This is a genomic window from Pseudomonas sp. JL3 (assembly GCF_031570575.1).
In the GTDB taxonomy this organism is placed as follows: Bacteria; Pseudomonadota; Gammaproteobacteria; order Pseudomonadales; family Pseudomonadaceae; genus Aquipseudomonas; species Aquipseudomonas cucumis.
Window position 1 is genome coordinate 324,065 of the sequence record NZ_JAKWJK010000004.1, and the last position, 22,425, is coordinate 346,489.

Here is a 22,425-nt window from a genome sequence, read left to right on the forward strand (position 1 = left end):
AAAAGGGACGCTAGCGCAATCCACCGGTAATGTAAGTCAGACCGTTCCCAAATGTCGCCCGGACACGATCATTGCGTCGGTGCCGACGCCTTCGGCTCGCGAATTTTGTACCAGGCCACATACAACGCCGGCAAAAACAGCAGCGTCAGCAACGTCGCGATGATGATCCCGCCAATCATCGCGTAGGCCATCGGTCCCCAGAACACTTCCCGGGCAATCGGGATCATCCCCAGGCTCGCTGCCGCCGCCGTCAGCAGAATCGGTCGGCGACGATGTTCCGTGGCCTGCACCACCGCGTCCCATGGCGTGTAGCCGCTATTCTCGAAAGATTCGATCTGGGTCACCAGAATCACCGAGTTGCGGATGATGATGCCGATCAGCGCCAGAATCCCGAGAATCGCCACAAAACCCATGGGCGTGCCGGTCGGGATCAGCGCCAGCACCACGCCGATCAACCCGAGCGGCGCGACGCTGGCCACCAGGAACAACTTCTGCACGCTGTGCAACTGGATCATCAGGAAGGTCGCCATCAAAAACAGCATCAACGGCACGACCTTGGCAATCGGCCCCTGGGCCTTGCCGCTCTCTTCCACGGTACCGCCGGTGGCGACTTTGTAGCCTACCGGCAAACCGGCGGCGAATTTGTCGATGTCCGGTTGCAGCTGTTTTACCAGGTCGGTCGGCTGAATCTCGTCGCGCACCGCGGCCTTGATGGTGATGGTCGGTTTGCGATCGCGACGCCACACCAGCGGCTGTTCGAGTTCATACCGCACAGTGGCAAACGCCAGCAGCGGAATCGAAGTGCCGCCGGGGGTGACGATCTGCAAGTTCTGCAGCGTTTCCGGACTGCCGCGCTCGGCATCTTCAGCGCGGCCGACCACGTTGATCAGGTAGATATCGTCATCGACCTGCGTCACCGGCGAACCGACAACGATGCTGTTCATCAGGTTCGCCACGTCTTCCGACGACAACCCCAGTTGCCGGGCCTTGTCCTGGGCGATGTCGATGCGCAGCACTTTGCCCGGCTCGTTCCAGTCGTAAATGATTTCGCCGATGTGCGAGTTCTTATCCAGTTCGGTGGCCAGTGCGATGGCGTGTTTGCGCACCTGATCGATGTCTTTGCCGCTGACCCGATACTGAATCGGCCGCCCCACCGGCGGGCCCATTTCCAGGGCCTGGACGTAACTGCCGACACCGACAAACTCTTCACGCAGGCGCTTTTGCAGACGTGCAGTCAGCGCCGTGCGTGACTCCAGGCCTTTGCTGACGATCACCAGTTGCGCGTAGTACGGGTTCTGCAATTGCTGGTCGAGGGGCAGGTAGAAACGGATCGCCCCTTCGCCAATGTAGGTGCTCCAGCGCACGATGTCCGGATCGCCCTTGAGCGTCGCTTCGAGCTTATCCACCACCTTGCGGGTTTCAGCAATCGAGGCGTTTTGCGGCAGGTTCAGGTCGACGAGAATTTCCGGGCGGTCCGAGGACGGAAAGAACTGGCTCTGCACGAATTGCATGGAAAACACCGAGAGCACAAACAGCGCCACGGTAATTCCGATGGCCCACCAGCGATTGCGCATAGCCCAGAGCAGGCCGCCATTGAACGCCCGACCGATGCGCCCTGGCTCTGCGTCATGAGGTTTCACCTTGGCGCTCAAAATGTGCACACCGAGCACCGGGGCGAACAGCACGGCGACAACCCACGACACCAGCATGGCCACCGCGATCACCGCAAACAGCGTGAAGGTGTACTCACCGGCGGAGCTGGCGTTCAAGCCGATCGGCACGAAACCGGCCACGGTGACCAAGGTGCCGGTGAGCATCGGGAACGCCGTCGAGGTGTAGGCGAAGGTCGCCGCTTGCTCTTTGGTTTCGCCCATTTCCAGGCGCGTGACCATCATCTCCACCGTGATCATCGCGTCGTCCACCAGCAGGCCGAGGGCGATGATCAGCGCACCGAGGGAAATCCGCTGCATGGTGATGCCGCTGTATTCCATGAAGAGGAAGACCATTGCCAGCACCAACGGAATCGAACACGCCACCACCAGCCCGGCGCGCACGCCCAGACTGACGAAGCTGACGATCAGCACGATCACCACCGCTTCGAACAACGCACTGGTGAAACCGCCGACGGCTTCTTCCACCACTACCGCCTGGTCGGAAACGGTGTGCACACCGACGCCCACCGGCAGGTCCGCCGTCAGCTCATCCATGCGCAGGTGCAGCGCCTTGCCGAAGTCCTGAATGTTGCCGCCCTTCTTCATGGCGATCGCCAGGCCGATGGCTGGCTGACCGTTGAAGCGAAACTCCGGGGTCGACGGATCGACGTAGCCACGGCTGATGTTGGCGATGTCGGCCAGTCGGTAGAAACGATCGTTGAGCTTCAAGTTGACGTTGGCCAGGTCTTTCTCAGAGGCAAATTGCCCTGAGGTGCGCACCGAAATCCGCTCCGGACCGGCCTCGATCACCCCGGCCGGGGTCACGGCATTCTGCGATTGCAGGGTCTGCACCACCTCGCGCCGATCAATGCCGAGGGCGGCCAGTTTGCGGGGGGAGAAGTTCAGGTAAAGGACTTCATCCTGCTCGCCGACCATCTCGACCTTGCCCAGCCCCGGGACTTCACGGATTTCGGCACGCACCTGTTCCACGTAATCGCGCAACTGGCGCATCGACAGGCCGTCGGCGGTAAAGGCATACACCGAACCGAACACGTCGCCGAACTCATCGTTGAAGCCCGGCCCTTGCAGGCCCTGCGGGAAGTCACCGCGAATGTCGTTGATCTTCTTGCGCACCTGGTACCAGATTTGCGGGATGTCCTTGGCGCTGGTGGTGTCGAGCAGGTTAACGAAGACCGTCGATTCGCCGGGGCGGGTGTAGCTTTTCACGTAATCGAGCGAGTCGAGTTCTTCGAGTTTTTTCTCGATCCGGTCGGTGACCTGCTTGAGGGTTTCTTCCTGGGTCGCGCCGGGCCACCGGGTCTGGATCACCATGGTTTTGATGGTGAACGACGGGTCTTCTTCGCGGCCCAGGTTCAGGTACGAGAACACGCCCATCAGCAGCGCAACGAACATCAAATACCAGACAAACGACTGATGCTTGAGGGCCCATTCGGATAAGTTGAAACTCCCTTTCATCGCGGGCTGTCCTCGTCGATTTTCACTTTCTGCCCCGGTTTGAGGCTATTCACACCAGCACTGACCACCCGCTCGCCGGACTTCACGCCGTTGGCCAGGACCACCGTGTCATTGGTTCGGCTGATCAGGCTGACCTCCCGTGGGGAAACGGTTTGGGTCTGCGGATCGACGACCCAGATCCGCAGTTTTCCATCGACCTCCTGCAGCGCGCTCACCGGCAGTTCGAGGCGTGGCTTGATCGCGGAGCTCAGGGTCACGCTGATCGCCGTGCCGAGGCGAAAGCCCGGCGGCGTATCGGTCAGACTCAAGCGAGCGCGACGGGTACGGGTTGCGCTTTGGGCCTGGGGTTCGATTTCGCGCACGATGGCGGTACTGGTAATGCTCGGGTCCAGTTGGGAGGCGACCTGGAACACCACGTCGGCAGGCAACTGATCGACCAGGGTATCGGGCAAGTCGATCACCGCTTCCTTGATGTCCGGCTGCGCCAGGGTCACCACTTGCTGGCCGGCCGTGACCACTTGCCCGGCTTCGGCGCTCCACGCGGTGACAATGGCTTTGTGATCGGTGCGCAGCTCGACGTAGTTGAGTTGGTCCTTCGCCTGTTCAACTGCGGCCCTGGCTTGATCGAGAGAGGCCTGGGTGGTTTTCAGATCGGTCTGGGCGATGTCCAGTTGCGCTTGGGCGCCGACCCCGCGATTGAACAGCTCCTGCTGACGCCGGGCGTTGGCCTGAGCATTGATGAGCTGCGCCTGAACGCGCGCCAGATCACCCTGGGCCGAGCGCAACTGGTTCTGCTGATCGGTGGGGTCGAGGGTCGCGAGCAAGGCGCCTTTCTGGACTTCGGCGCCGACATCGACGTTACGGCTGGCGATACGCCCCGGCACCCGGAAACCGATATTGCTTTCGTAACGGGCCTGAATGCTGCCGGCAAACCGGCCGAGGTCTTCTTGATTGAGCGCTTTCACCTCCACGGACAACACCGGCCGAACCGGTTCTGGCGGCGCTTCCTCATCGGAGCAGGCGACCAGTAGTGCAGCGGCGGACAACAGCAACAGGCGCTTCATGGCTGGGCTCCTGTCGTTGGCGTCTTATAGGTGTTTTCGACAATCTCCACCTTCACGCCCGGATGCAGTAATTGGCCGCCGGCGGTGACGACTTTTTCGCCACCGTTGAGGCCGGCGCTGACAATCACTTTGCCGGTCAGGTAACGGCCGACGGTGACCGTGTGCAACTGCGCCTTGCCTTCGGCGTCCACCAGCCACACGGCCGGGTCACTGAGGTTCTTGGTCAGGGCCGACCAGGGCAGTTCCACCGCGGTTTTGCCGACTGGCTTGGCGGTGGCGCTCACGACCGAGCCGAGCTGCATGCCCTCGGGAAGACTGTCCAGGGTGACTTTGACTTGCACCGTGCCGGTCTGCGCGGACACTGCCGGCGTGACTTCCCGAACGGTGCCCGTGGTCTTGATCTTCGGATTGTCGAGCAGGCTGACCACTATCGATCTGTCCGACGGCGGCTCGGCCAGCAGCGATTCATAAACGTTGAACACCGCGTCACGTTCGCCGTCCCGGGCCAGGCTGAAAATCGGCACCGTGGCTTGCACCACCTGACCGACTTCGGCCTGGCGCGCGGTAATCACCCCCGGCGCATCGGCAATCAATGCGGTGTAGCTCAGTTGATCACGGGCATTGGCCAACTGCGCCTGAGCAGCGGTCAATGCGCTCTGGCTGCTGCGCAAGGCGGCTTGGGCGGAGTCGTATTCGCTCTGGCTGGTGTAGCCCTTGGGCAGGAGTTTTTGTTGGCGAACGAAGGCCGCGGCGGTTTGTTTAACCCGGGCCTGTTCGGCAACGACCTGGGCCTGGGCCGAGTCGACATTGGTTTGCAGGTCTTTCGGATCGAGTCTGGCCAGCACTTGTTTGGCCGAAACCCGGTCACCGACATCGACCATACGCTGGATGATCTTGCCGCCCACGCGGAACGACAATTCGGTTTGAACTCGGGCCTGGACGTCGCCGGTGAGGGTCACCGCGGCGGCGTAATCCGATGGCTTGACCTCTTGCACGAAGACTCGCGGGCGGTCCTTCTCGACGGGCTTTTTATCGCCACAGGCGGTCAGCAAGGCAATGAGGCTCAGGCCAACCATTAATTTCAATCCGGGACCCGCCATGCAGACTCCTTTGCGCTGTACGAACGTGCCAGTGACGATACGACTGTGAGCTTAGAACAGGGTTCCACGTCTGCACGAGCGATCCTTATACTCCATTGATCGTACCCATGTTCTGCGTGGGAACGCCGCCATGGACGCTCTGCGTCCACTATGACGCGGAGCGTCATGGGATGCATTCCCACGCGGAGCCTGGGAACGACCAATGAGGAATTCATGCTCAAAACCCTCGCGGTGGCCAATTACCGCTCGATCAATAAATTGGTGATCCCACTGGGTCGGTTGAACCTGATCACCGGCCCCAACGGCAGCGGTAAATCCAATCTCTACCGCGCCTTGCGCCTGCTGGCGGAAACCGCTCAGGGTGGCGTGGTCAACGCGTTGGCCCGCGAGGGTGGGCTGGATTCGACGTTCTGGGCCGGCCCCGAAAACATCACCCGACGTATGCGCAACGGCGAAGTCCCGATAGAGGCAACGGTGCGACACGGCGTCAAACGCCTGCGCCTGGGGTTTGCCGGCGAAGATTTCAGCTACTCGATCGCGCTGGGCCTGCCGGAGCCAAGTCGTTCCGCGTTTTCTCTGGACCCGGAAATCAAAAAGGAATGCATCTGGTCCGGGCCGTTCTATCGCCCGGCCAGCCTACTGGTGGATCGCGACGGCCCAATGATTCGCGCTCGGGTCGGTCGCGGCTGGGAAGTGCTGGCGCAGCACACGCCGAATTTCGACAGCCTGTTCGATCAGATCGGCAGTTTTCGCACCTCGCCGGAAGTCATGCAACTGCGTGAGTTCATCCGCCGCTGGCGCTTCTACGATCACTTTCGCAGCGACACCGACGCGCCAGTGCGCCAACCGCAACTGGGCACCCGCACGCCGGTCTTGCATCACGACGGTCGCGACCTCGCCGCGGCATTACAGACCATCCGCGAAATCGGCGATCCCGAAGCCTTGCAGGCGGCAATCAGCGATGCATTCCCCGGCGCGACGCTGAATATCGCACCGCTGCAGGGTGGACGGTTTGCGATCGAGTTTTATCAGGAAGGGTTGTTGCGGCCGTTATCTGCCGCCGAGTTGTCGGATGGAACGTTGCGCTATCTGCTGCTGGTCGCGGCATTGCTGACCCCTCGGCCGCCGACGTTGATGGTGTTGAACGAGCCGGAAACCAGTCTGCATCCGGACCTGTTGCCGGCGTTGGCGCGATTGATCATTCGAGCGTCCGAGCAGTGTCAGGTGTGGGTGGTGTCCCATGCGCGGCGCTTGATCTCGGCGTTGCAGCAAGACCCGGAATGCAATTGCATTGTACTGGAGAAGAATTTCGGCCAGACCGGGATGGTCGGGCAGCGGATGCTGGATGAGCCGGCGTGGTATTGGCCGGATTGAGACACATTGATCGTTCCCACGCTCTGCGTGGGAACGCCTCTCGGGACGCTCCGCGTCCCTGCGGCTGTGACGCAGAGCGTCACTGGCTGCATTCCCACGCAGAGCGTGGGAACGATCATCTGAAGCAAATCACCCCTGCCACTTCCCGCCCTCGACAATCACGCTCTCAGGCTTGGTGTCATCACTCAATTCTTTACGCACATACTGGTCGTACAGCTTGAGCAAAAACTTCTCCTCGCCCAACTTTACCAACTCCACATTCACCCAGTCACGCAGTTCGATATTGCCCTTCTTCACCGCCGGCGCAATCGGTGCTTCGGCACCCAGCTTCTCCTCCAGCACGCGGTAACCCGGGTTCTGTTTGGCCCGCAGTAAAGTGCTTTTGCCACAACCGCTGGGGCCGAGGATGACGATCACTTCACCCGGTTTCACCTTCAGGTCGATGCCGTCGAGCACCTGCTGCTCGCCGAAAAACTTGTTGAAACCCTTGAACTCGATCAATGCATTCATGCTTGCGTCCAGCGCCGCTCCAGCACACCGGACGCGGCTGACAGCGGGTAGCAGATGAAAAAGAAAAACAGGAACAGCGCGCCGTAGATCAGCACTGATTCGTAGGTGCGTTCGATGATTTGCTGGCCGACCTTGATCACGTCCACCACGCCGATCAGCACCGCCAGGGAGCTGTTCTTGATGATGCGCGTGAGTTGCGCGCCAGTTCCACGTACAGCCCGACCAGGCGTTGAAGAGAGGGTGTGCGAAACATCAGAATCGTCGCGTTGATCAGCGCCACCAGTAACGAAGTACCGATGGCGATAAAGCCGACCTGCAGCGTCACGCCCACGGCTTTGAGAAACGCCGGCAGGGTGCAGAGGATAAAAGCGTAATCGAAGGTCATTGCACATCCTGTACGCCGCTCGGTAAGCGACGGTGGCGCAGTCCATGGACAGTGGATAACTACCCGGCAGGCTCCGACTTTAAAGGTATAAAAATATGAGTTTAAATACCGTTAAAGCATATTGATATCACGCAAAAAACTATCCTGCGGATTTGCCGAGACTGGGGAGGACGACTATTTTTCTTTGCGCTGTAGGAAGGATCTTTTTTTCAAAATACCCCTCCAAGGACGTGCAGCTTTTGGCCAGACTCCCGGCCGAACCATCACAAGGAAGAGAAAAATGGCTGACGTAAACGTGCCACAGCGGCTGGATCCGCAGGACATCGTGAAATTGCTGGTGGCCTTGCGCAAGGCGTTGAAGACGCAGCCTCTGTAGGAGCGAGCGGTGCGGCGATCCGACTTGCCAGCGAGGCGTCCTTCCAGGCGACCGAGTCGCCTGCTTCGCGAGCAAGCTTCGCTCCTACAGAAGCCCGTGATCTGATCGTTCCCACGCTCTGCGTGGGGACGATCACGCCGACGCTGTATTAGCCGTCGGCGTTGAAACCTTGAAGGGATTAGAAACTGCGGTCAATCAGAACGCCGGCAGTACCGCGCCGCTGTATTTCTTGGCGATGAATGCTTTCACTTCAGGACTGGTCAAAGCCTTGGCCAGTTTCTGGATGGCGGCGCTGTCCTTGTTGTCCGGACGGGCCACCAGGAAGTTCACGTAAGGCGAATCGGCACCTTCGATCACCAACGCATCTTTAGCCGGGTTCAGACCTGCTTCCAGCGCATAGTTGGTATTGATCATGTCCAGATCAACCTGGTCCAGAACACGCGGCAGCATGGCCGATTCCAGTTCCTTGAACTTGAAGTTGTGCGGGTTCTTGGCGATGTCTTTCGGGGTGGACACGGCGTTTTTCGGGTCTTTCAACTCGATCAGGCCAGCCTTCTGCAGCAGGATCAGGGCACGACCACTGTTGCTGCCTTCGTTCGGGATGGCGATGGTTGCGCCGTCTTTCAGCTCAGCCAGGCTTTTGACTTTCTTCGAGTAGCCGCCGAATGGTTCGACGTGCACGCCGATCACGGTCACCAGGTTAGTGCCTTTGCCTTCGTTGAAGCTTTTCAGGTACGGCAGGGTCTGGAAGTAGTTGGCGTCCAGACGCTTCTGGTCGACCTGCACGTTCGGCTGAACGTAGTCGGTGAAGACTTTGATCTCCAGGTCCACGCCTTCTTTGGCGAGGGTTGGCTTGATCAATTCAAGAATCTCGGCATGTGGAACCGGCGTCGCCGCAACCACCAGTTTCTCGCCAGCCTGGGCCAGGCCCGCGGTCAGGGCAGCCGCCAACGCGGTGAACAACAGAACCTTTTTCATGCAGTGTCCTTATCGAAATTCGCGGCCATCATCGACGACGGCTGATTAATACGAGTGCCAGTGATGTGCTATCGCTGGCGTGACGCGGACAATACCGGGATTTTTTATTCCCGAACAATATCTTTTATTCACTTTCATATTCCATTTTGTTCATACAGATCCAACTCGCCTGAGTCCTCCCGGGCAGACCGAGTCGCCTGCTTCGCGAGCAAGCTTCGCTCCTACAAAAGCCCGGCGTCTTTGAGCAGTTTTTTCAAGGCGTCTTTCTCGGCGGCGGAACCGTTGCCGAGAATCCGTTTGAGTCGCTGCTCGATCTGTAGCAGCGACACGGGCGCCTCGGGCAGATTCAAATGCTCCGGCAAAATCTCATCGCCGGTACTCACCAATAGCGCAAAGTGAATGACGTTCTCCAGTTCCCGGGTGTTGCCCGGCCAACTGTGCTGCTCCAGCAGATACTGCGCGGCTTCGTTGATCAATGGCACCGGCAGGTCGAGGCGTTGGCTGTAGATGCCGAGGAAGTATTCGGCCAGCGACAAAATATCGCCCACCCGTTCACGCAAGGCCGGCAGTTCGAGTTGGCCTTCGCTGAGGTAGTGATAAAGCCGCTCATGGAATTTCCCGGCAGCCACCGCTTGGGCCAGATCGATACTGGTGGCGGCCACTAGACGTACGTCCACCGGGCTTGGTTGCTGAGCGCCGACGCGGGTGACTTCGTGGTTTTCCAGGGCAGCGAGCAATTTGATCTGAATCGGCAGCGGCAGGTCGCCAATCTCGTCCAGATAAAGCGTGCCGCCATTGGCCGAACCAAACCAGCCGGCACGACTGCTGGCCGAACCGCTGTAACTGCCGGCGGCATAGCCGAACAGTTCAGCATCGGCGTAGGTCGGGCTGATCGCCCCGCAATTGACTGATACGAACAACCCGCCGCGGTCACTGGCGCGATGGATGTGTCGCGCCAGCAGTTCTTTACCGCTGCCGGTTTCACCACGGATCAATACCGAGATCGAACGTGGCGCCAGTTGTTCCAGCTCCTGGCGCAACTGCCGGGAACGCGGATCGACGAACACCAACGCCTTGGCGCGAATGCTCAGCGGGCTTTTTTCCGCATCGGGAAAGGTCAGCAGCGGCTGACCGAAGGTTTCATGCAAACTCATGGCAGACTCCCGCCCAAAACCGCCGGGGGGACGGGGGGCGATTGTAAAAAAAGAAAGGGTTCAAGCACGACGCAGGGCGTGTTGCTCCATGCGGTTTTGCAGACGATAGAGGTATGCAAAACCCTGTTCCCAGCGCTGGTGACCGGACTTCACGTTGATATGCCCGGCCCCCGATAAAATCCCCGCCTCGGCGCCCCACTGGCGCGCCAGTTCAAGCGCACGTGGCGCGCTCACGGCGGCGTCGTTGTCAGAGCTGACAACCTGGCTGGGGAACGGCAGTAACTGGGTCGGAATCGGCGCGAAATTGCGCAGGGCTGGCGCGCAAGCCGGGCGCTCGACGTCCGCTGGCGCGACCAGCAACGCGCCGCGCACCTGCCGCAAAAACTGCAACGGCGCAGTCGCCGCCCAATGCGCAACGGTGATGCAACCCAGGCTATGGGCGATCAGAATCACCGGCGTGCTGTCGGCGGCAATCGCCTCGGCCAGTGCCGCGACCCAGTCTTCGCGACGAGGTGTCAGCCAGTCGGCCTGCTCCACCCGCGCACTGTTTGGCAGGCTATTCTGCCAATGGGTTTGCCAATGATCTTCTGGCGATCCTTGCCAGCCCGGCACAATCAGGTAGCGAATTGATTCGTTGCGCATGGGGGAGCTCTCCTGCTGCGTGTCTGTTCCTGATCGAGTATAGGGAGGAGAGTTATATTCGCTAAGGAATAAGAAGCTATTTATTAAGACCTTAATAGAATATGCAATGCGCTCCCACAGGGTTTGGTGTTTGCACAGGAATAAAAAAGGGGCCGCACCCTGCCAAGGAGACGGCCCCGGAAATCGTAAATCTGTTAGTGCGCGCTAATCACCGACAACGTGGTAATCCCATGAGTCGCGACCTTGCCGAACAACCTAATGAACGGCGAGCAGCAGCCATATCACCGCGCTTTCGGTGGATTCAAGTGGAGAGTCATGGTGAATTCCTTGTGTAAACGTTTCGCGCAAAAAAGGTTTCGGTTTAATGAATTTTGAAATCAATGGGTACGCTGACCCAGTCGTCCAAGGCAACATCACCCTGCTTGGCCCCCTGTGATCGCTTTGGAAAAACCCGACAGGTCCCACCTGACATGGATGCATCATTGCGCCAGACGCTTATCTCTCAAAGTAATATTTAAAATTATAGCTATTCCCGAATGGAATATTGAAATCCGTCAGACTCGCTAAGGCCATGTCGTACAAAGCTTGTAGCCAAACAGGCAAATGGCGATGCTTTTCAGCATTGAAATTATTCGTAGAAGGCATGGGTTTACGATAGAACCGAAGCCGAATACCGCCAAAAACCCATCCAATACTTTAGCGAACATTAATTAAATGTCGCCCACAAACAACAACAGGCCGATGCACTGTCCAATGCACCAGCCTGTTACCAATTACAACAAATGCTTACTGTTTGACGAACTCGCCTGCCAACAACACTACATCACCATCAAAGTTGTTACGCGAACCCGCAGCCCGTAGTCGGGAATAGTTGTGGTCCGGGGAGAACAGTGCCCAGGCCTGATACCCAGTGCCATCATTCAAACCGGTAAAGGTGATGATGGTCGGTTGCCCGGTGCTGTTCTGAAAGTGGTAGTGCCCATAACTGACTTCGTAGTTCACACCACCTTGGCTGAACGAGCCACTGAATGTGCCATTGGAATCGTTGCCATCGGTAATAACCAGCTTGGCGCCAGTGTTGGAGTTTAGATAAGTACCATTAATGCTCGACATGGTTCGATTTCCTTTATCGTTTAAATAAGTGTCTTCCGCTGAGAGCAAGTTTCCTCCTGGAAACTCACGCCACTGAGCATGGTTCGACCCTTTAACTTTGTCCATGCAAGAAAGGCCCTATTTATCTACAAAAATGCAATAAGCACTATGCAAACACTTCATAACTTATTCCAAACTCAAGTACTCATTAATTCTCTTGGTTCTAAGTCAGAAATTGTCACAAACCGGTTCGCCCGCCCGAACGTCCCGAAATCATTGAACCGCACACCCATTTCACGCATCACCGCATGCGCCACCGGGACGGTCATCTGGCGGATGTAAAACGGCTCTTTCACCACAAAATGATGGATCCCGTGGCTGCTGCCAAAATTGAAGCAGAACGCCTGCAGGGGCCACATCCACCAAGGGTTCAACACCTGAGTCTGCTGAATCACGTTGCCCGGCTCCACGTCACCGTAGTAGTGCATGTTCGAGCTGACAAAATGCAGGCAGAACGTGCGCAACACGTTCGGGCCGATGATCACCACGACAGCAATGTCGATCACCTGCATCACCGCCAATGTCGTCGCCGACCATTCGATGGGCGCACCCAACAGATGCGCAATGCCGTTGGTGGCGTGGAAACCGAGGAACACGTACCACGCCCCCCAATGCACTAGCGCCAGCGGCGCATAAACCTTCAGAGTACGCTTGAGAATGCTGAACTTGTGCGCCCAGGTCTTGGCCCGCAGCATGCGGATGAACGCCGCCATCACGTTGTCACCGACCATCAACAGCCGCGCGATGCCCCAGGGCTCACCGTTGGTGATCGCCCGCTCTTCCATGTCGGCTTCGGTGCCGGACACCTTGTGGTGATTGAGGTGCAAATGGCGGCGGATCCAGGGGTTGATGGTGCTCGGTCGCGCCAGCCATACCAGGCCCATCATCAGGTTGTGCGGCACACGTTGTTTGCGGAAATACATGCTGTGGATCAGGTCATGTTCCAGCTCATGGGTCAGCGAGGCGAAAAATGCGTTCAGCAACAGGCATACCCACCAGGCCATGTACCCGGTGATGTACAGCGCTGCCGAACCGATCATCCCGGCCAATGCGAAGGCCAGAATGCCCGCGCCCAAGGCGTCTTGATGGTTGAGAATCGGGTAGCGCTGACGCAGTTCGACGCCCTTGGCCAATACCACCTGGCGAATATGCGCTGATCGCTGTGCTGCATTCAGTCGCTGGGGACTTGCAGAAGTACCGTCCATGCTTCCATCCTCTGGTTATTGATGCTCGCATCCTGCCTTGCGATGCTTAACTGAACGGTAGCCGTGAACGCCAACCTGTTGACCGGACGCGCCAATCGACATGACTGAACCGACCTCCCTCGCCAGCTGGACCCGCGCCCTGCGCAAGCAGCTTGATGCGCTGGGGCTCGACAGCACCGCCCTGTGCCAACAGGCGGGGCTCGACCCGCAGTTGATGGACGACCCGAACGCCCGTTACCCCTTGTCCAGTACCACGCGCCTGTGGCAAATCGCGGTACAGGTCAGCGGCGATCCGGCGATTGGCTTGCGGGTGTCGCGTTTCGTCAGCCCCACCACGTTTCATGCGCTGGGTTATGCGTTGGTGGCCAGCGGCAGCCTGCGGGAAGTCTTCGAGCGCATCGTGCGTTATCACCAAGTGGTCAGCAACGCACTGGATCTGGAGCTGATCCGCGCCGAGGATCGCTACTGCTTCCGCCTGAAAATCCCCCAAGGCAACCCCGCGCCAGCTTTCGAGGCCATCGATGCCTTCGCGGCGATTTACGTGCGCACCTGCCGCAATCGTCTTGGCCGTGACTACGCTCCGCTGGCGGTTTACCTGCGCCGTCCGGAACCTGCCGACCCGCATCAATGGCACAAAGTGTTCCGCTCGCCGGTGTATTTCAACGCTGATGAAGACCGACTGGAGTTCGCTCTGTCGGACTTCGACAGCCATCTGGACGACGCCAACCCGGAACTCGCCGAGCACAACGAAACCGTACTCAAACGCACCCTGGCGCAACTCAAACCCCTGACCTGGGAGCGCAAGGTTCGCGACGCCATTGAAGAGCAATTACCCGAAGGCGAACCGTCGGCCGATCACATCGCGCAGGCGCTGCATTTGAGTCTACGCAGCCTGCAACGGCACCTGGCGGACGAAGGTTGTCGGTTCGATACGCTGCTCAACGAAAGTCGGGAAAACCTGGCGCTGTTGCACCTGCGCGACCCGCTGTGCTCGTTGGGCGAAATCAGTTACCTGCTGGGTTTCGCCGACACCAGCAGCTTCAGTCGTGCGTTCAAACGCTGGACCGGGATGACGCCGGGGCAGTTTCGGGATGGGTTGCGGTGACAGATCCGGAAGGTGTTTTGTATGTTCCGGCCTCTTCGCGGGCTTGCTCGCGAAGGCGGTAATCCATACGCAGCAAACCTTCAGCGCCCGCGATCCCGCCGCAACAGCTTGCGCACCCGCTTCACCAGTTCACTGACGGCAAACGGCTTGAGCAGGTAATCATCCTCATGCAATTCCAGCCCGCGCAGGCGATCTTCGATGCCGTCCTTGGTGGTGAGGAGCAGCACGGGTGTGTCGCCGAGCTTGCGGATCTGCTGCAGCAACTGCCAGCCGTTGAGCCCCGGCAGCATCACGTCGAGGATGATCAGTTCGTATTCGCCGGATTCGATAAAGCGCCGGCCGTCCATGCCATTGAGCGCCACATCCACCGCGTAACTCGCTTCGCTCAGGCCTTTGGCCAGGAGACTGGCGGTCTCGGGTTCGTCTTCCACTAGCAACACACGCATGGCACACCTCGATTGTCGTCGTCACAGGCTAGGCGCGTTCGTGGATAAAGCCCACCAATACCGTGGCGATCATTTTTTAAATCACCGCCAACGCTCGCAACCGCTCGGCATCCAGAATCTCGATCGCGCCATACTTGAGATTCAGAATCCCTTGCCCCTGCAAATCCTTGAGGAGCTGGTTGGTGGTCTGGCGCGACAGCGACAACATCGACGCCAGTTGCTCCTGCGGCAGTTGCAGAACACGGCGCGGCGGGTCGATTTCACCGTAACCCTCGGCGATCATCAACAAGCGATGGGCCAAGCGTGCCGGGGCTGGCATCAGACTCAGCTGTTCGAGATTGATGAAGGTCAGGCGCAGTTTGTGGCTCATCAGCAACGCCAGTTGCCGCCAGTAAACCGGTTGTTGGTCGAGCAATTCCAACAGCGTCGCCTGCGGGATGTGCAACAGCGTGCACTGGCCAACGGCGTAGGCATCGTGGGTTCGCGGCTGGCCATCGAACAGGCAGATTTCGCCGAACCAGTGCGGCGCTTCCACCAGGCTCAGCAGTGCTTCCTTGCCCTGCTCGCTCACGGCGCCAATGCGCACCGAACCTTCGAGCACTGCGTACAGCCCGCACGGCGGATCACCGCGTTTGAATAGCAGTTGCCCCGACGGCAGGCACCGAACCCGGGCCGCAGCCAGCAGACTATCCTGTAAGGGAACAGGTAAATGACTGAACCACTGCCCCGTATCCAGGCGCGAACGCCAAACCTGCATGTCCATGAAAACTCCTGGAGATTGTCGCCTGGCTGACAGAGCGAGAGATGAAACCCGGCGCATCATCCATCACCCTACAGGAGGAATAACAATGAAAAGCCTCGTTGACCATCTCAGTCAATACGCCGCCTACCACCGTGATCCGCGCAATATCGCCAGCCACTTTATCGGTATTCCGCTGATTGTAGTGGCGGTCGCGGTGTTGCTGTCGCGGCCGCAATGGGGCGCAGGCTGGATTTCGCCGGCGGTGCTGGTCGCGATGGCATCGGCGTGGTTTTACCTGCGTCTGGAGGCGCGTCTTGGGGTGTTGATGACCGTGTTGCTCGGTCTGTGCATTTGGGCGGGTCAGGTTCTGGCGCAGCAAAGTACGCTGGTCTGGCTGGCCAGTGGCATCGGTATGTTTGTGGTGGGCTGGGCGATTCAGTTTGTCGGACATCATTACGAGGGGCGCAAACCGGCGTTTGTCGATGATGTGACGGGGTTGATTGTCGGGCCGTTGTTTGTGGTGGTTGAGTTGGCGTTTTTGCTCGGGATGCGGCATGAGCTAAAAGAGCAGATCGAGGCGCGAGTGGGGGGTGTGCGTTTGCGTCAGAAAAACGCAGCAACGTAAGACGCCATCGCGAGCAGGCTCGCTCTCACAGGGGATTTGTGAACGACACAAATCACTGTGGGAGCGAGCCTGCTCGCGAAGCTTTTGCTTTTAAAGGTTGGCGACTTTCTGCCAGACCTTGGGCTTGAAGAACAGCGTCTCACCCTTCGCCAAGCCGACCAGGCTGTCGTGATCCTTCACCACTTCGGCTTCGATCAGCTCGCTCTGGCCTTCAACCTTCAGCGTCACCCGCGTGGTGGCGCCCAGCGGACGAATATCCCGCACTTGCGCCGCGTGGTGGTCTTCCAGTTCATGCCGCGACAGCGATACTTCGTGTGGACGGAACAGCACGTGCCGGTCTTCACCCAAATGCAGACGGTTCGAATCGCCGAGGAAGTGATAGACGAAATCGCTGGCCGGGTTTTCGTAGACGTCGCCCGGTGAGCCGATCTGCTCGATCACGCCCTTGTTCATCACCACGATCCGGTCGGCGACTTCCATCGCCTCTTCCTGGTCGTGGGTCACGAATACCGAGGTCAGGTTGATGTCTTCGTGCAGCCGCGCGAGCCAACGACGCAGCTCTTTACGGACCTTGGCGTCGAGGGCGCCGAAAGGCTCGTCGAGCAGCAGCACTTTGGGCTCCACCGCCAAGGCGCGGGCCAACGCGATGCGCTGACGCTGGCCGCCGGAGAGTTGTTCCGGGTAGCGATCGGCCAACCAATCCAGTTGCACCATGTTCAGTAGTTCGTGGACTTTCTCTGCGATCTGGCTTTCGTTCGGGCGCTGGTTTTTCGGCTTCATGCGCAGGCCGAACGCAACGTTATCGAACACCGACATGTGCCGGAACAAGGCGTAGTGCTGGAACACGAAACCGACATTGCGATCACGCACATCGTGGCCGGAAACGTCTTCACCATGGAACACGATGTTGCCCTGATCCGGGGTTTCCAGACCGGCGATGATTCGCAGCAAGGTGGTCTTGCCGCAGCCGGACGGCCCCAGCAGCGCCACCAGCTCGCCGCTTTGAATGTCCAGGCTGATGTTGTCCAGCGCCTTGAACGCGTGGAAGTTCTTGCTGACGTTACGCACTTCGATCGACATGACTTATTCCTCCGCGGCGCTGGCGCGCAGGCGGTTAATACGGTTTTCGCTCCACTGCTTGAGCAGCAGGATCAAGAGCGCCAGGATCAGCAACAGGCTCGCCACGGCGAACGCGGCCACGTGGTTGTATTCGTTGTAGAGGATCTCGACGTGCAGCGGCAGGGTGTTGGTCACCCCGCGAATGTGCCCGGAAACCACCGACACCGCACCGAACTCACCCATGGCCCGGGCCGTACACAGCACCACGCCATAGATCAGGCCCCATTTGATATTGGGAACGGTGATGTGCCAGAACATCTGCCAGCCATTGGCCCCGAGCAGGCGCGCTGCCTCTTCTTCCTGGGTGCCTTGTTCCTGCATCAGCGGGATCAATTCACGGGCCACGAACGGCACAGTGACGAAAATCGTCGCCAGCACGATGCCTGGCAAGGCAAACACGATCTGGATGTCGTGATCCTGCAACCACGGGCCAAAGATGCCCTGGGCGCCGAACATCAACACGTAGACCAGACCTGCGATCACCGGCGACACCGAGAACGGCAGGTCGATCAGGGTCACCAGCATGCTCTTGCCGCGGAACGAGTATTTACTCACGCACCACGCCGCGCTGACACCGAACACCAGGTTCAGTGGCACCGAAATCAGCACCGCGATCACGGTGAGCTTCAACGCCGACAAGGCGTCCGGCTCGAAGATCGCCGTGAAGAACGCACCCAGGCCCAACTTCAGGCCTTGGGACACCACGATGAACAACGGCAATAACAAAAACAGCGCGAAGATCAGCCAGCCGAGACCGATCAAGACTCGCCGCGACGTGGCGCTGCCACGGCGGGCGGCGTTCGAGGAGGCCGCTGCAATAGACGATTGGGACATTTTTTGCGCCTCCTTATGGGGTTTCGATGCGCCGCTGCAGCAAGTTGATCAGCAGCAACAGGACAAAGGAAACCACCAGCATCAGTACACCAATGGAGGTGGCGCCGGTGTAATCGTACTGGTCGAGTTTGACCATGATCAGCAGCGGCAGAATTTCGGTTTTCATCGGCATGTTGCCGGCGATAAAAATCACCGAACCGTACTCGCCGACCCCGCGGGCAAAGGCCAAAGCGAAACCGGTCAGCCAGGCAGGTAATAGCGCCGGCACCAAAATATGGCGGAAAACCTGCAAAGGTTTCGCCCCGAGGCAAGCCGCCGCCTCTTCCACCTCACGCGGGATATCGGCCAGTACAGGCTGTACCGTACGTACTACGAATGGAAGTGTTACAAAAGTCAGCGCCAAGGTGATGCCGAGGGGGGTGTAGGCGATCTTGAAACCCAGGTCCGCCGCGAACTGACCCACCAAGCCAGTGGGGGTGTACAGCGCGGTCAGCGCGATACCGGCCACTGCAGTGGGCAAAGCAAAGGGCAGATCGATCATCGCGTCGATGACTTTGCGCCCCAGGAAGGTGTAGCGCACCAGCACCCAGGCCAGCAGCGTGCCAATGATGCCGTTGATGATCGCGGCATAGAGTGCGGTGCCGAAGCTCAGCTTCAACGCCGCCAGCACCCGCGGCGCCGAGATGATTGCCCAGAACTGCTCCCAGGTCAGTTGAGCGGCATGCACGAACATCGCCGCCAGTGGAATGAGCACAATCAGGCTGAGGTACACCAAGGTGTAGCCCAGCGTCAGCCCGAAGCCGGGTATGACGGGGGAGATACGACGCGACATAAAAGTCCTTGGTTGAAAACGCGCTAAGCCCCGACAGTAAGATCGGAGCCCGTTGGCTGATCTATTTCAGGTTACTGCGCCTGATAAATCTGGTCGAACACGCCACCGTCATTGAAGAATTTCGGTTGCGCGGTTTTCCAGCCACCGAAGTCCTTGTCGATGGTCACCAGTTCCAGTGTCGGGAACTGCTTGGCGTACTTGGCGGCTACGTCCTTGTCACGTGGACGATAGAAGTTTTTCGCTGCGATTTCCTGGCCGGCCGGGCTGTACAGGTGTTTGAGGTACGCTTCGGCGATTTCGGTGTTGCCCTTTTTCTCGGCGTTCTTGTCGACCACGGCCACCGGTGGTTCGGCCAGGATCGACAGCGAAGGCACGACGATGTCGAATTTGTCGGCGCCGCCGTCTTCTTTCAACGCCAGGAAGGCCTCGTTTTCCCAAGCCAGCAACACGTCGCCCTGACCGTTGTTGACGAAGGTGATGGTCGAGCCGCGAGCACCGGTGTCAAGCACGGGCACGTGTTTAAACAGCGTCTGCACGTACTCTTCGGCCTTGGCTTCGTTACCGCCGTTGGCTTTCAGGCCATAGGCCCAGGCCGCGAGGAAATTCCAGCGTGCGCCGCCGGAGGTTTTCGGGTTCGGGGTGATGACTTCCACGCCGTTTTTGGTCAGGTCGCCCCAGTCCTTGATGCCTTTCGGGTTGCCCTTGCGCACCAGGAACACGATAGTCGAAGTGTAAGGCGTGCTTGCCTCCGGCAGGCGCTTCTGCCAGTCAGCCGGCAGGCTCTTGCCGAGCTTGGCGATTTCGTCGATATCACCGGCCAGGGCCAGGGTCACCACGTCGGCCCGCAGACCGTCGATCACTGCCCGGCCCTGCTTGCCCGAACCACCGTGGGACTGCTGGATTTTCACGTTGTCGCCAGCGTGGTCTTTTTTCCAGAAGCTGATGAACTCGGCGTTGTACTCCTGGTACAGCTCACGGGTCGGGTCATACGACACGTTGAGCAGCTCATAATCCTTGGCAACCACGGAACCAGCAAAAAGGGCACTGGCCAGGGCGGCCAAAGCAAGATGACGAATCGACGACATGGTGAAAGCTCCTGGAATTCTTGGTGTGTTGGCTTTTTCTTATGGTCTGGAACGGGTTGCCTGTTCGAAGATCGCAGCTTTCGGCGGCGCCCACAGGTGCGTAGGAGCTACCGAAGGCTGCGATCTTTTGATCTTTCAATCTTTCGCTTCAGCTCGGTTTATTGCCCGGGTTCTGCAAACGGAATTTCTCTTTGCGTTCGATCTGAACCACCTGGGCGTTGTGCACGGTGATTTCCACCGCGCCAAAGCGCAGATCGCGCAGGGCGCTCTGGATCTCACGCAAAATGGTGGCTTCGTCCTGCCCGTCAACACTGCGTAGGGATGCGCTCATGGTGCTGCTCCTTTAATGAGATATGCCTGGCAGTGGCGGGCACTGCTTGCGGCGTAGGGGCAATAGTAGATAGGCGCAGATATTCTTAAAAAGACTATTTAAGAATTTTTATATAACCAAAATATTGATCGTTCCTATGCTCTGCATCCCTGATCGAGAGGTGACGCAGAGCGTCACTGGATGCATTCCCACGCAGCGTGGGAACGATCAGCGCGGGAGAATCACTGGCGCCCGGGTCCAATCCAATGATGCCGCCGGCATCGGCCGCCCAAACCAGTACCCTTGCCCCAAATCGCAGTCGTGCTCGAGCAGGAAACTCGCCTGCTCGGCCTGCTCGACCCCCTCGGCATGCACTTGCATCCCCATGCTCAGCGCCAGCGCAATGATTATCCGCGCGATCGCCGCGTCATCCTCATCACCTGGCAAGCCCGCGACGAATCCCTGGTCGATCTTGAGTTTTTGCACCGGCAAACGCTTGAGCCGCAGCAATGATGAATAGCCCGTGCCGAAATCATCGATGGCCAGCCTCACGCCCAATTCGCGCAAGCGATGCATCTGTTCCAACGCCACTTCCGGGTCTTCCATCACCGCGCTTTCGGTGACTTCCAGCTCCAGATACGCAGGATCCAGGCCAGTATCGTGCAGCACCTGAGCCACCTGCTGATACAACTCGCGTCGGGCGAACAGGCGAGAAGAAACGTTCACCGCGACAAACGACAACACCACGCCCGCCGCTTGCCACAGGCACATCTGCTGGCAGGCCTGGCGCATGATCCAGGCATCGATCTCAGCGATCAGCCCCGTGCGTTCGGCAATAGGGATAAATTCAGCCGGCGACACCAGCCCGCGTTGCGGATGCTCCCAGCGCACCAGCGCCTCGACGCCGATCAGGCGACTGGTTTTGAGGTCATGCACAGGCTGGTAATAAACCCGCAATTCCTGCTGCTCCAGCGCTCGGCGCAATTCGAATGCGATCTCAACGCGTTGCTGGGCATGCGCGGTCAGTTCTTCGGTGTAGAGAGCGTAGCTGTCGCGGCCAGCGCTCTTGGCCTTGAACAGCGCCGAGTCGGCGTTGCGCAACAGTTGCTCGGCACTCAAGGCATCGCTGGGGAACAGGCTGATGCCGATGCTGGCGTTGATAAATAGCGAATGCCCGTTGATCTGGAACGGTTCTTTAAGGCCATCGATGACCCGCTGAGCCAGCGCCGCGGCGTGCCCCGGTTGCGGGCAGTTTTCAGCCAATACCGCAAATTCATCGCCACTGAGTCGCGCCAGTGTGATGTCAGGGCCGAACAAGGCGTTCAGGCGCTCAGCCACGCCCTTGAGCAGCTGATCGCCGACACTGTGGCCGAGACTGTCGTTGATCAACTTGAAGTGGTCCAGATCGATCATCAACAACGCGCAACCGCGCTTATGGACCTGCGCCGAAACCACGGCCTGCCCGGCACGGTCGGTAAGCAGCAGGCGATTGGGCAGATCGGTCAGCGGATCGTGATGGGCCAGGTGCGTCAGTTCATGTTCGGACTTCTTGATCGCGCTGATGTCGGAAAACACCGCAACGTACTGGCTGAACTGGCCCTGATCATCGTGAATGAGACGGATCGTCTGCCATTGCGGGTAGATCTCGCCGCTTTTGCGACGGTTCCAGATTTCCCCGCTCCACTCGCCGAGGCTGTCGAGTGTGGCGAACATCGCCTGGTAGAAACCCGGCGGGTGATGGCCCGACTTGAACATGTTCGGTCGCTGACCCAACACCTCCTCGCGCTGGTAGCCGGTGATTTCCATGAACGCCCGGTTCACATGGACGATCAAGCCTTTGCTATCAGTGACCAGCACCCCTTCACGAGTGCAATCGAACACCGCTGCCGCCTGACGCAAACGCTCCCGGTCTGCAGTGCGCTCACGCAATTTGGCGCCGACGCCCAGGCGGCGAAACAATCGGGCCCGCGCAATAAAGATTAGCCCGGCGCTGAACGCCACCCAGGCATAACCGTTGATCAGTTGCCCGCGCAGCAGGTCGGTGGAACTATCGAAGAACCTGTTCAATAAGTAACCACTAAACTGGAGCCAGGCTACGGAAAGCACCAGATAGAGCAGCGCTGCACGCAAAGCATCGCGATATGTTGCTGACATTAGAGCGTCCATGTCCCTACAAAAAAGGCTGGAATTATAGATTAAAGAAACATCCGGCCACTCTTATCTGAAAGGGCGACTGGTTTTATCTGTGGGCTAAGTGAT

At 58.9% G+C, this 22,425-nt stretch carries 19 protein-coding genes and 4 pseudogenes; 3 read left to right on the forward strand and 20 right to left on the reverse strand.

Annotation, left to right across the window (positions count from 1 at the left end; translation table 11 throughout):
* Positions 1 to 68 precede the first annotated feature (68 nt).
* From MMG91_RS10710 to MMG91_RS10720, 3 genes are read right to left on the reverse strand one after another with little or no spacing between them, the layout of a single operon-like run.
* Entirely contained in the window at positions 69 to 3,128 is a 3,060-nt protein-coding gene (locus MMG91_RS10710) for an efflux RND transporter permease subunit (RefSeq protein WP_310659559.1), read from the reverse strand.
* Positions 3,125 to 4,192 carry an efflux RND transporter periplasmic adaptor subunit gene (locus MMG91_RS10715; RefSeq protein ID WP_305504086.1) on the reverse strand — a complete coding sequence of 356 codons (1,068 nt, stop codon included), beginning with the start codon at positions 4,190 to 4,192 and terminating at the stop codon, positions 3,125 to 3,127. Before MMG91_RS10715 ends, MMG91_RS10710 begins: the two co-directional genes overlap by 4 nt.
* Positions 4,189 to 5,292, reverse strand: a complete 1,104-nt coding sequence (locus tag MMG91_RS10720) for an efflux RND transporter periplasmic adaptor subunit (protein ID WP_310659560.1) — start codon at positions 5,290 to 5,292, stop codon at positions 4,189 to 4,191. The genes MMG91_RS10715 and MMG91_RS10720 overlap by 4 nt, the downstream gene beginning before the upstream one ends.
* Before the next feature lie 213 nt (positions 5,293 to 5,505).
* On the opposite strand from MMG91_RS10720, the gene MMG91_RS10725 reads away from it, so the two are divergent.
* Positions 5,506 to 6,666 carry an AAA family ATPase gene (locus MMG91_RS10725; protein ID WP_310659561.1) on the forward strand — a complete coding sequence of 387 codons (1,161 nt, stop codon included), beginning with the start codon at positions 5,506 to 5,508 and terminating at the stop codon, positions 6,664 to 6,666.
* 129 nt (positions 6,667 to 6,795) lie between these two features.
* Here the strand turns inward: MMG91_RS10725 and MMG91_RS10730 are convergent.
* From MMG91_RS10730 to MMG91_RS10770, 9 genes and pseudogenes are all read right to left on the reverse strand, one after another.
* Positions 6,796 to 7,032, reverse strand: a pseudogene (locus MMG91_RS10730) (glutamine ABC transporter substrate-binding protein); the annotation flags it as partial.
* Positions 7,033 to 7,176, reverse strand: a pseudogene (locus MMG91_RS10735) (ATP-binding cassette domain-containing protein); the annotation flags it as partial. It lies immediately after the preceding pseudogene.
* Positions 7,173 to 7,367 (reverse strand): annotated as a pseudogene (locus tag MMG91_RS10740) (amino acid ABC transporter permease); the annotation flags it as partial. The pseudogenes MMG91_RS10735 and MMG91_RS10740, both read right to left, overlap by 4 nt.
* Positions 7,367 to 7,561, reverse strand: a pseudogene (locus tag MMG91_RS10745) (amino acid ABC transporter permease); the annotation flags it as partial. The pseudogenes MMG91_RS10740 and MMG91_RS10745, both read right to left, overlap by 1 nt.
* Positions 7,562 to 8,132: 571 nt before the next feature.
* Entirely contained in the window at positions 8,133 to 8,915 is a 783-nt protein-coding gene (locus MMG91_RS10750; RefSeq protein WP_310659562.1) for a MetQ/NlpA family ABC transporter substrate-binding protein, read from the reverse strand.
* Between the two features lie 221 nt (positions 8,916 to 9,136).
* Positions 9,137 to 10,069, reverse strand: a complete 933-nt coding sequence (locus MMG91_RS10755; protein WP_310659563.1) for a sigma 54-interacting transcriptional regulator — start codon at positions 10,067 to 10,069, stop codon at positions 9,137 to 9,139.
* A 60-nt stretch (positions 10,070 to 10,129) separates the two neighbouring features.
* A complete protein-coding gene (locus MMG91_RS10760) occupies positions 10,130 to 10,711 on the reverse strand; it encodes an alpha/beta hydrolase (RefSeq protein ID WP_310659564.1) in 582 nt (193 codons plus the stop codon).
* Between the two features lie 786 nt (positions 10,712 to 11,497).
* Entirely contained in the window at positions 11,498 to 11,824 is a 327-nt protein-coding gene (locus MMG91_RS10765; RefSeq protein WP_305447745.1) for a hypothetical protein, read from the reverse strand.
* A gap of 176 nt (positions 11,825 to 12,000) precedes the next feature.
* A complete protein-coding gene (locus MMG91_RS10770; RefSeq protein ID WP_310659565.1) occupies positions 12,001 to 13,068 on the reverse strand; it encodes a fatty acid desaturase in 1,068 nt (355 codons plus the stop codon).
* Between the two features lie 100 nt (positions 13,069 to 13,168).
* On the opposite strand from MMG91_RS10770, the gene MMG91_RS10775 reads away from it, so the two are divergent.
* A complete protein-coding gene (locus tag MMG91_RS10775) occupies positions 13,169 to 14,173 on the forward strand; it encodes an AraC family transcriptional regulator (RefSeq protein WP_305447743.1) in 1,005 nt (334 codons plus the stop codon).
* 80 nt (positions 14,174 to 14,253) lie between these two features.
* Here the strand turns inward: MMG91_RS10775 and MMG91_RS10780 are convergent, their stop codons facing one another.
* Positions 14,254 to 14,619: a response regulator gene (locus MMG91_RS10780; protein ID WP_030131593.1), complete on the reverse strand. Its 366-nt coding sequence runs from the start codon at positions 14,617 to 14,619 to the stop codon at positions 14,254 to 14,256.
* 76 nt (positions 14,620 to 14,695) lie between these two features.
* On the reverse strand, positions 14,696 to 15,382 hold the full coding sequence (locus MMG91_RS10785; RefSeq protein ID WP_310659566.1) for a Crp/Fnr family transcriptional regulator: 687 nt from the start codon (positions 15,380 to 15,382) through the stop codon (positions 14,696 to 14,698).
* Between the two features lie 85 nt (positions 15,383 to 15,467).
* Here MMG91_RS10785 and MMG91_RS10790 point away from each other — a divergent pair, with 85 nt between their 5' ends.
* Complete coding sequence (locus tag MMG91_RS10790) at positions 15,468 to 15,986, forward strand: DUF962 domain-containing protein (protein WP_305504078.1); 519 nt, start codon at positions 15,468 to 15,470, stop codon at positions 15,984 to 15,986.
* Between the two features lie 90 nt (positions 15,987 to 16,076).
* Here MMG91_RS10790 and MMG91_RS10795 read toward each other — a convergent pair whose 3' ends face one another.
* From MMG91_RS10795 to dibA, 6 genes are all read right to left on the reverse strand, one after another.
* Positions 16,077 to 17,066 (reverse strand): sulfate ABC transporter ATP-binding protein, encoded by a 990-nt coding sequence (locus MMG91_RS10795; RefSeq protein WP_310659567.1) that lies wholly within the window; start codon positions 17,064 to 17,066, stop codon positions 16,077 to 16,079.
* A 3-nt stretch (positions 17,067 to 17,069) separates the two neighbouring features.
* Entirely contained in the window at positions 17,070 to 17,939 is an 870-nt protein-coding gene (cysW, locus tag MMG91_RS10800) for a sulfate ABC transporter permease subunit CysW (protein WP_305447739.1), read from the reverse strand.
* 13 nt (positions 17,940 to 17,952) lie between these two features.
* Positions 17,953 to 18,771, reverse strand: a complete 819-nt coding sequence (gene cysT / locus MMG91_RS10805; protein ID WP_310659568.1) for a sulfate ABC transporter permease subunit CysT — start codon at positions 18,769 to 18,771, stop codon at positions 17,953 to 17,955.
* 71 nt (positions 18,772 to 18,842) lie between these two features.
* On the reverse strand, positions 18,843 to 19,856 hold the full coding sequence (locus MMG91_RS10810) for a sulfate ABC transporter substrate-binding protein (protein WP_310659569.1): 1,014 nt from the start codon (positions 19,854 to 19,856) through the stop codon (positions 18,843 to 18,845).
* A gap of 148 nt (positions 19,857 to 20,004) precedes the next feature.
* Positions 20,005 to 20,187 carry a sulfur starvation response protein OscA gene (gene oscA / locus MMG91_RS10815; protein ID WP_007941032.1) on the reverse strand — a complete coding sequence of 61 codons (183 nt, stop codon included), beginning with the start codon at positions 20,185 to 20,187 and terminating at the stop codon, positions 20,005 to 20,007.
* 207 nt (positions 20,188 to 20,394) lie between these two features.
* Entirely contained in the window at positions 20,395 to 22,320 is a 1,926-nt protein-coding gene (gene dibA / locus MMG91_RS10820; RefSeq protein ID WP_310659570.1) for a phosphodiesterase DibA, read from the reverse strand.
* Between the last annotated feature and the right edge of the window lie 105 nt (positions 22,321 to 22,425).

Coding starts and splice junctions, on each gene's coding strand:
- MMG91_RS10775 (WP_305447743.1), top strand. CDS start 13,169: ATGACTGAACCGACCTCCCTCGCCAGCTGGACCCGCGCCCTGCGCAAG.
- MMG91_RS10770 (WP_310659565.1), bottom strand. CDS start 13,068: ATGGACGGTACTTCTGCAAGTCCCCAGCGACTGAATGCAGCACAGCGA.
- MMG91_RS10810 (WP_310659569.1), bottom strand. CDS start 19,856: ATGTCGTCGATTCGTCATCTTGCTTTGGCCGCCCTGGCCAGTGCCCTT.
- MMG91_RS10725 (WP_310659561.1), top strand. CDS start 5,506: ATGCTCAAAACCCTCGCGGTGGCCAATTACCGCTCGATCAATAAATTG.
- MMG91_RS10790 (WP_305504078.1), top strand. CDS start 15,468: ATGAAAAGCCTCGTTGACCATCTCAGTCAATACGCCGCCTACCACCGT.
- MMG91_RS10710 (WP_310659559.1), bottom strand. CDS start 3,128: ATGAAAGGGAGTTTCAACTTATCCGAATGGGCCCTCAAGCATCAGTCG.
- MMG91_RS10765 (WP_305447745.1), bottom strand. CDS start 11,824: ATGTCGAGCATTAATGGTACTTATCTAAACTCCAACACTGGCGCCAAG.
- MMG91_RS10780 (WP_030131593.1), bottom strand. CDS start 14,619: ATGCGTGTGTTGCTAGTGGAAGACGAACCCGAGACCGCCAGTCTCCTG.
- cysW (WP_305447739.1), bottom strand. CDS start 17,939: ATGTCCCAATCGTCTATTGCAGCGGCCTCCTCGAACGCCGCCCGCCGT.
- cysT (WP_310659568.1), bottom strand. CDS start 18,771: ATGTCGCGTCGTATCTCCCCCGTCATACCCGGCTTCGGGCTGACGCTG.
- MMG91_RS10750 (WP_310659562.1), bottom strand. CDS start 8,915: ATGAAAAAGGTTCTGTTGTTCACCGCGTTGGCGGCTGCCCTGACCGCG.
- MMG91_RS10720 (WP_310659560.1), bottom strand. CDS start 5,292: ATGGCGGGTCCCGGATTGAAATTAATGGTTGGCCTGAGCCTCATTGCC.
- oscA (WP_007941032.1), bottom strand. CDS start 20,187: ATGAGCGCATCCCTACGCAGTGTTGACGGGCAGGACGAAGCCACCATT.
- MMG91_RS10785 (WP_310659566.1), bottom strand. CDS start 15,382: ATGGACATGCAGGTTTGGCGTTCGCGCCTGGATACGGGGCAGTGGTTC.
- MMG91_RS10795 (WP_310659567.1), bottom strand. CDS start 17,066: ATGTCGATCGAAGTGCGTAACGTCAGCAAGAACTTCCACGCGTTCAAG.
- MMG91_RS10760 (WP_310659564.1), bottom strand. CDS start 10,711: ATGCGCAACGAATCAATTCGCTACCTGATTGTGCCGGGCTGGCAAGGA.
- MMG91_RS10715 (WP_305504086.1), bottom strand. CDS start 4,192: ATGAAGCGCCTGTTGCTGTTGTCCGCCGCTGCACTACTGGTCGCCTGC.
- dibA (WP_310659570.1), bottom strand. CDS start 22,320: ATGTCAGCAACATATCGCGATGCTTTGCGTGCAGCGCTGCTCTATCTG.
- MMG91_RS10755 (WP_310659563.1), bottom strand. CDS start 10,069: ATGAGTTTGCATGAAACCTTCGGTCAGCCGCTGCTGACCTTTCCCGAT.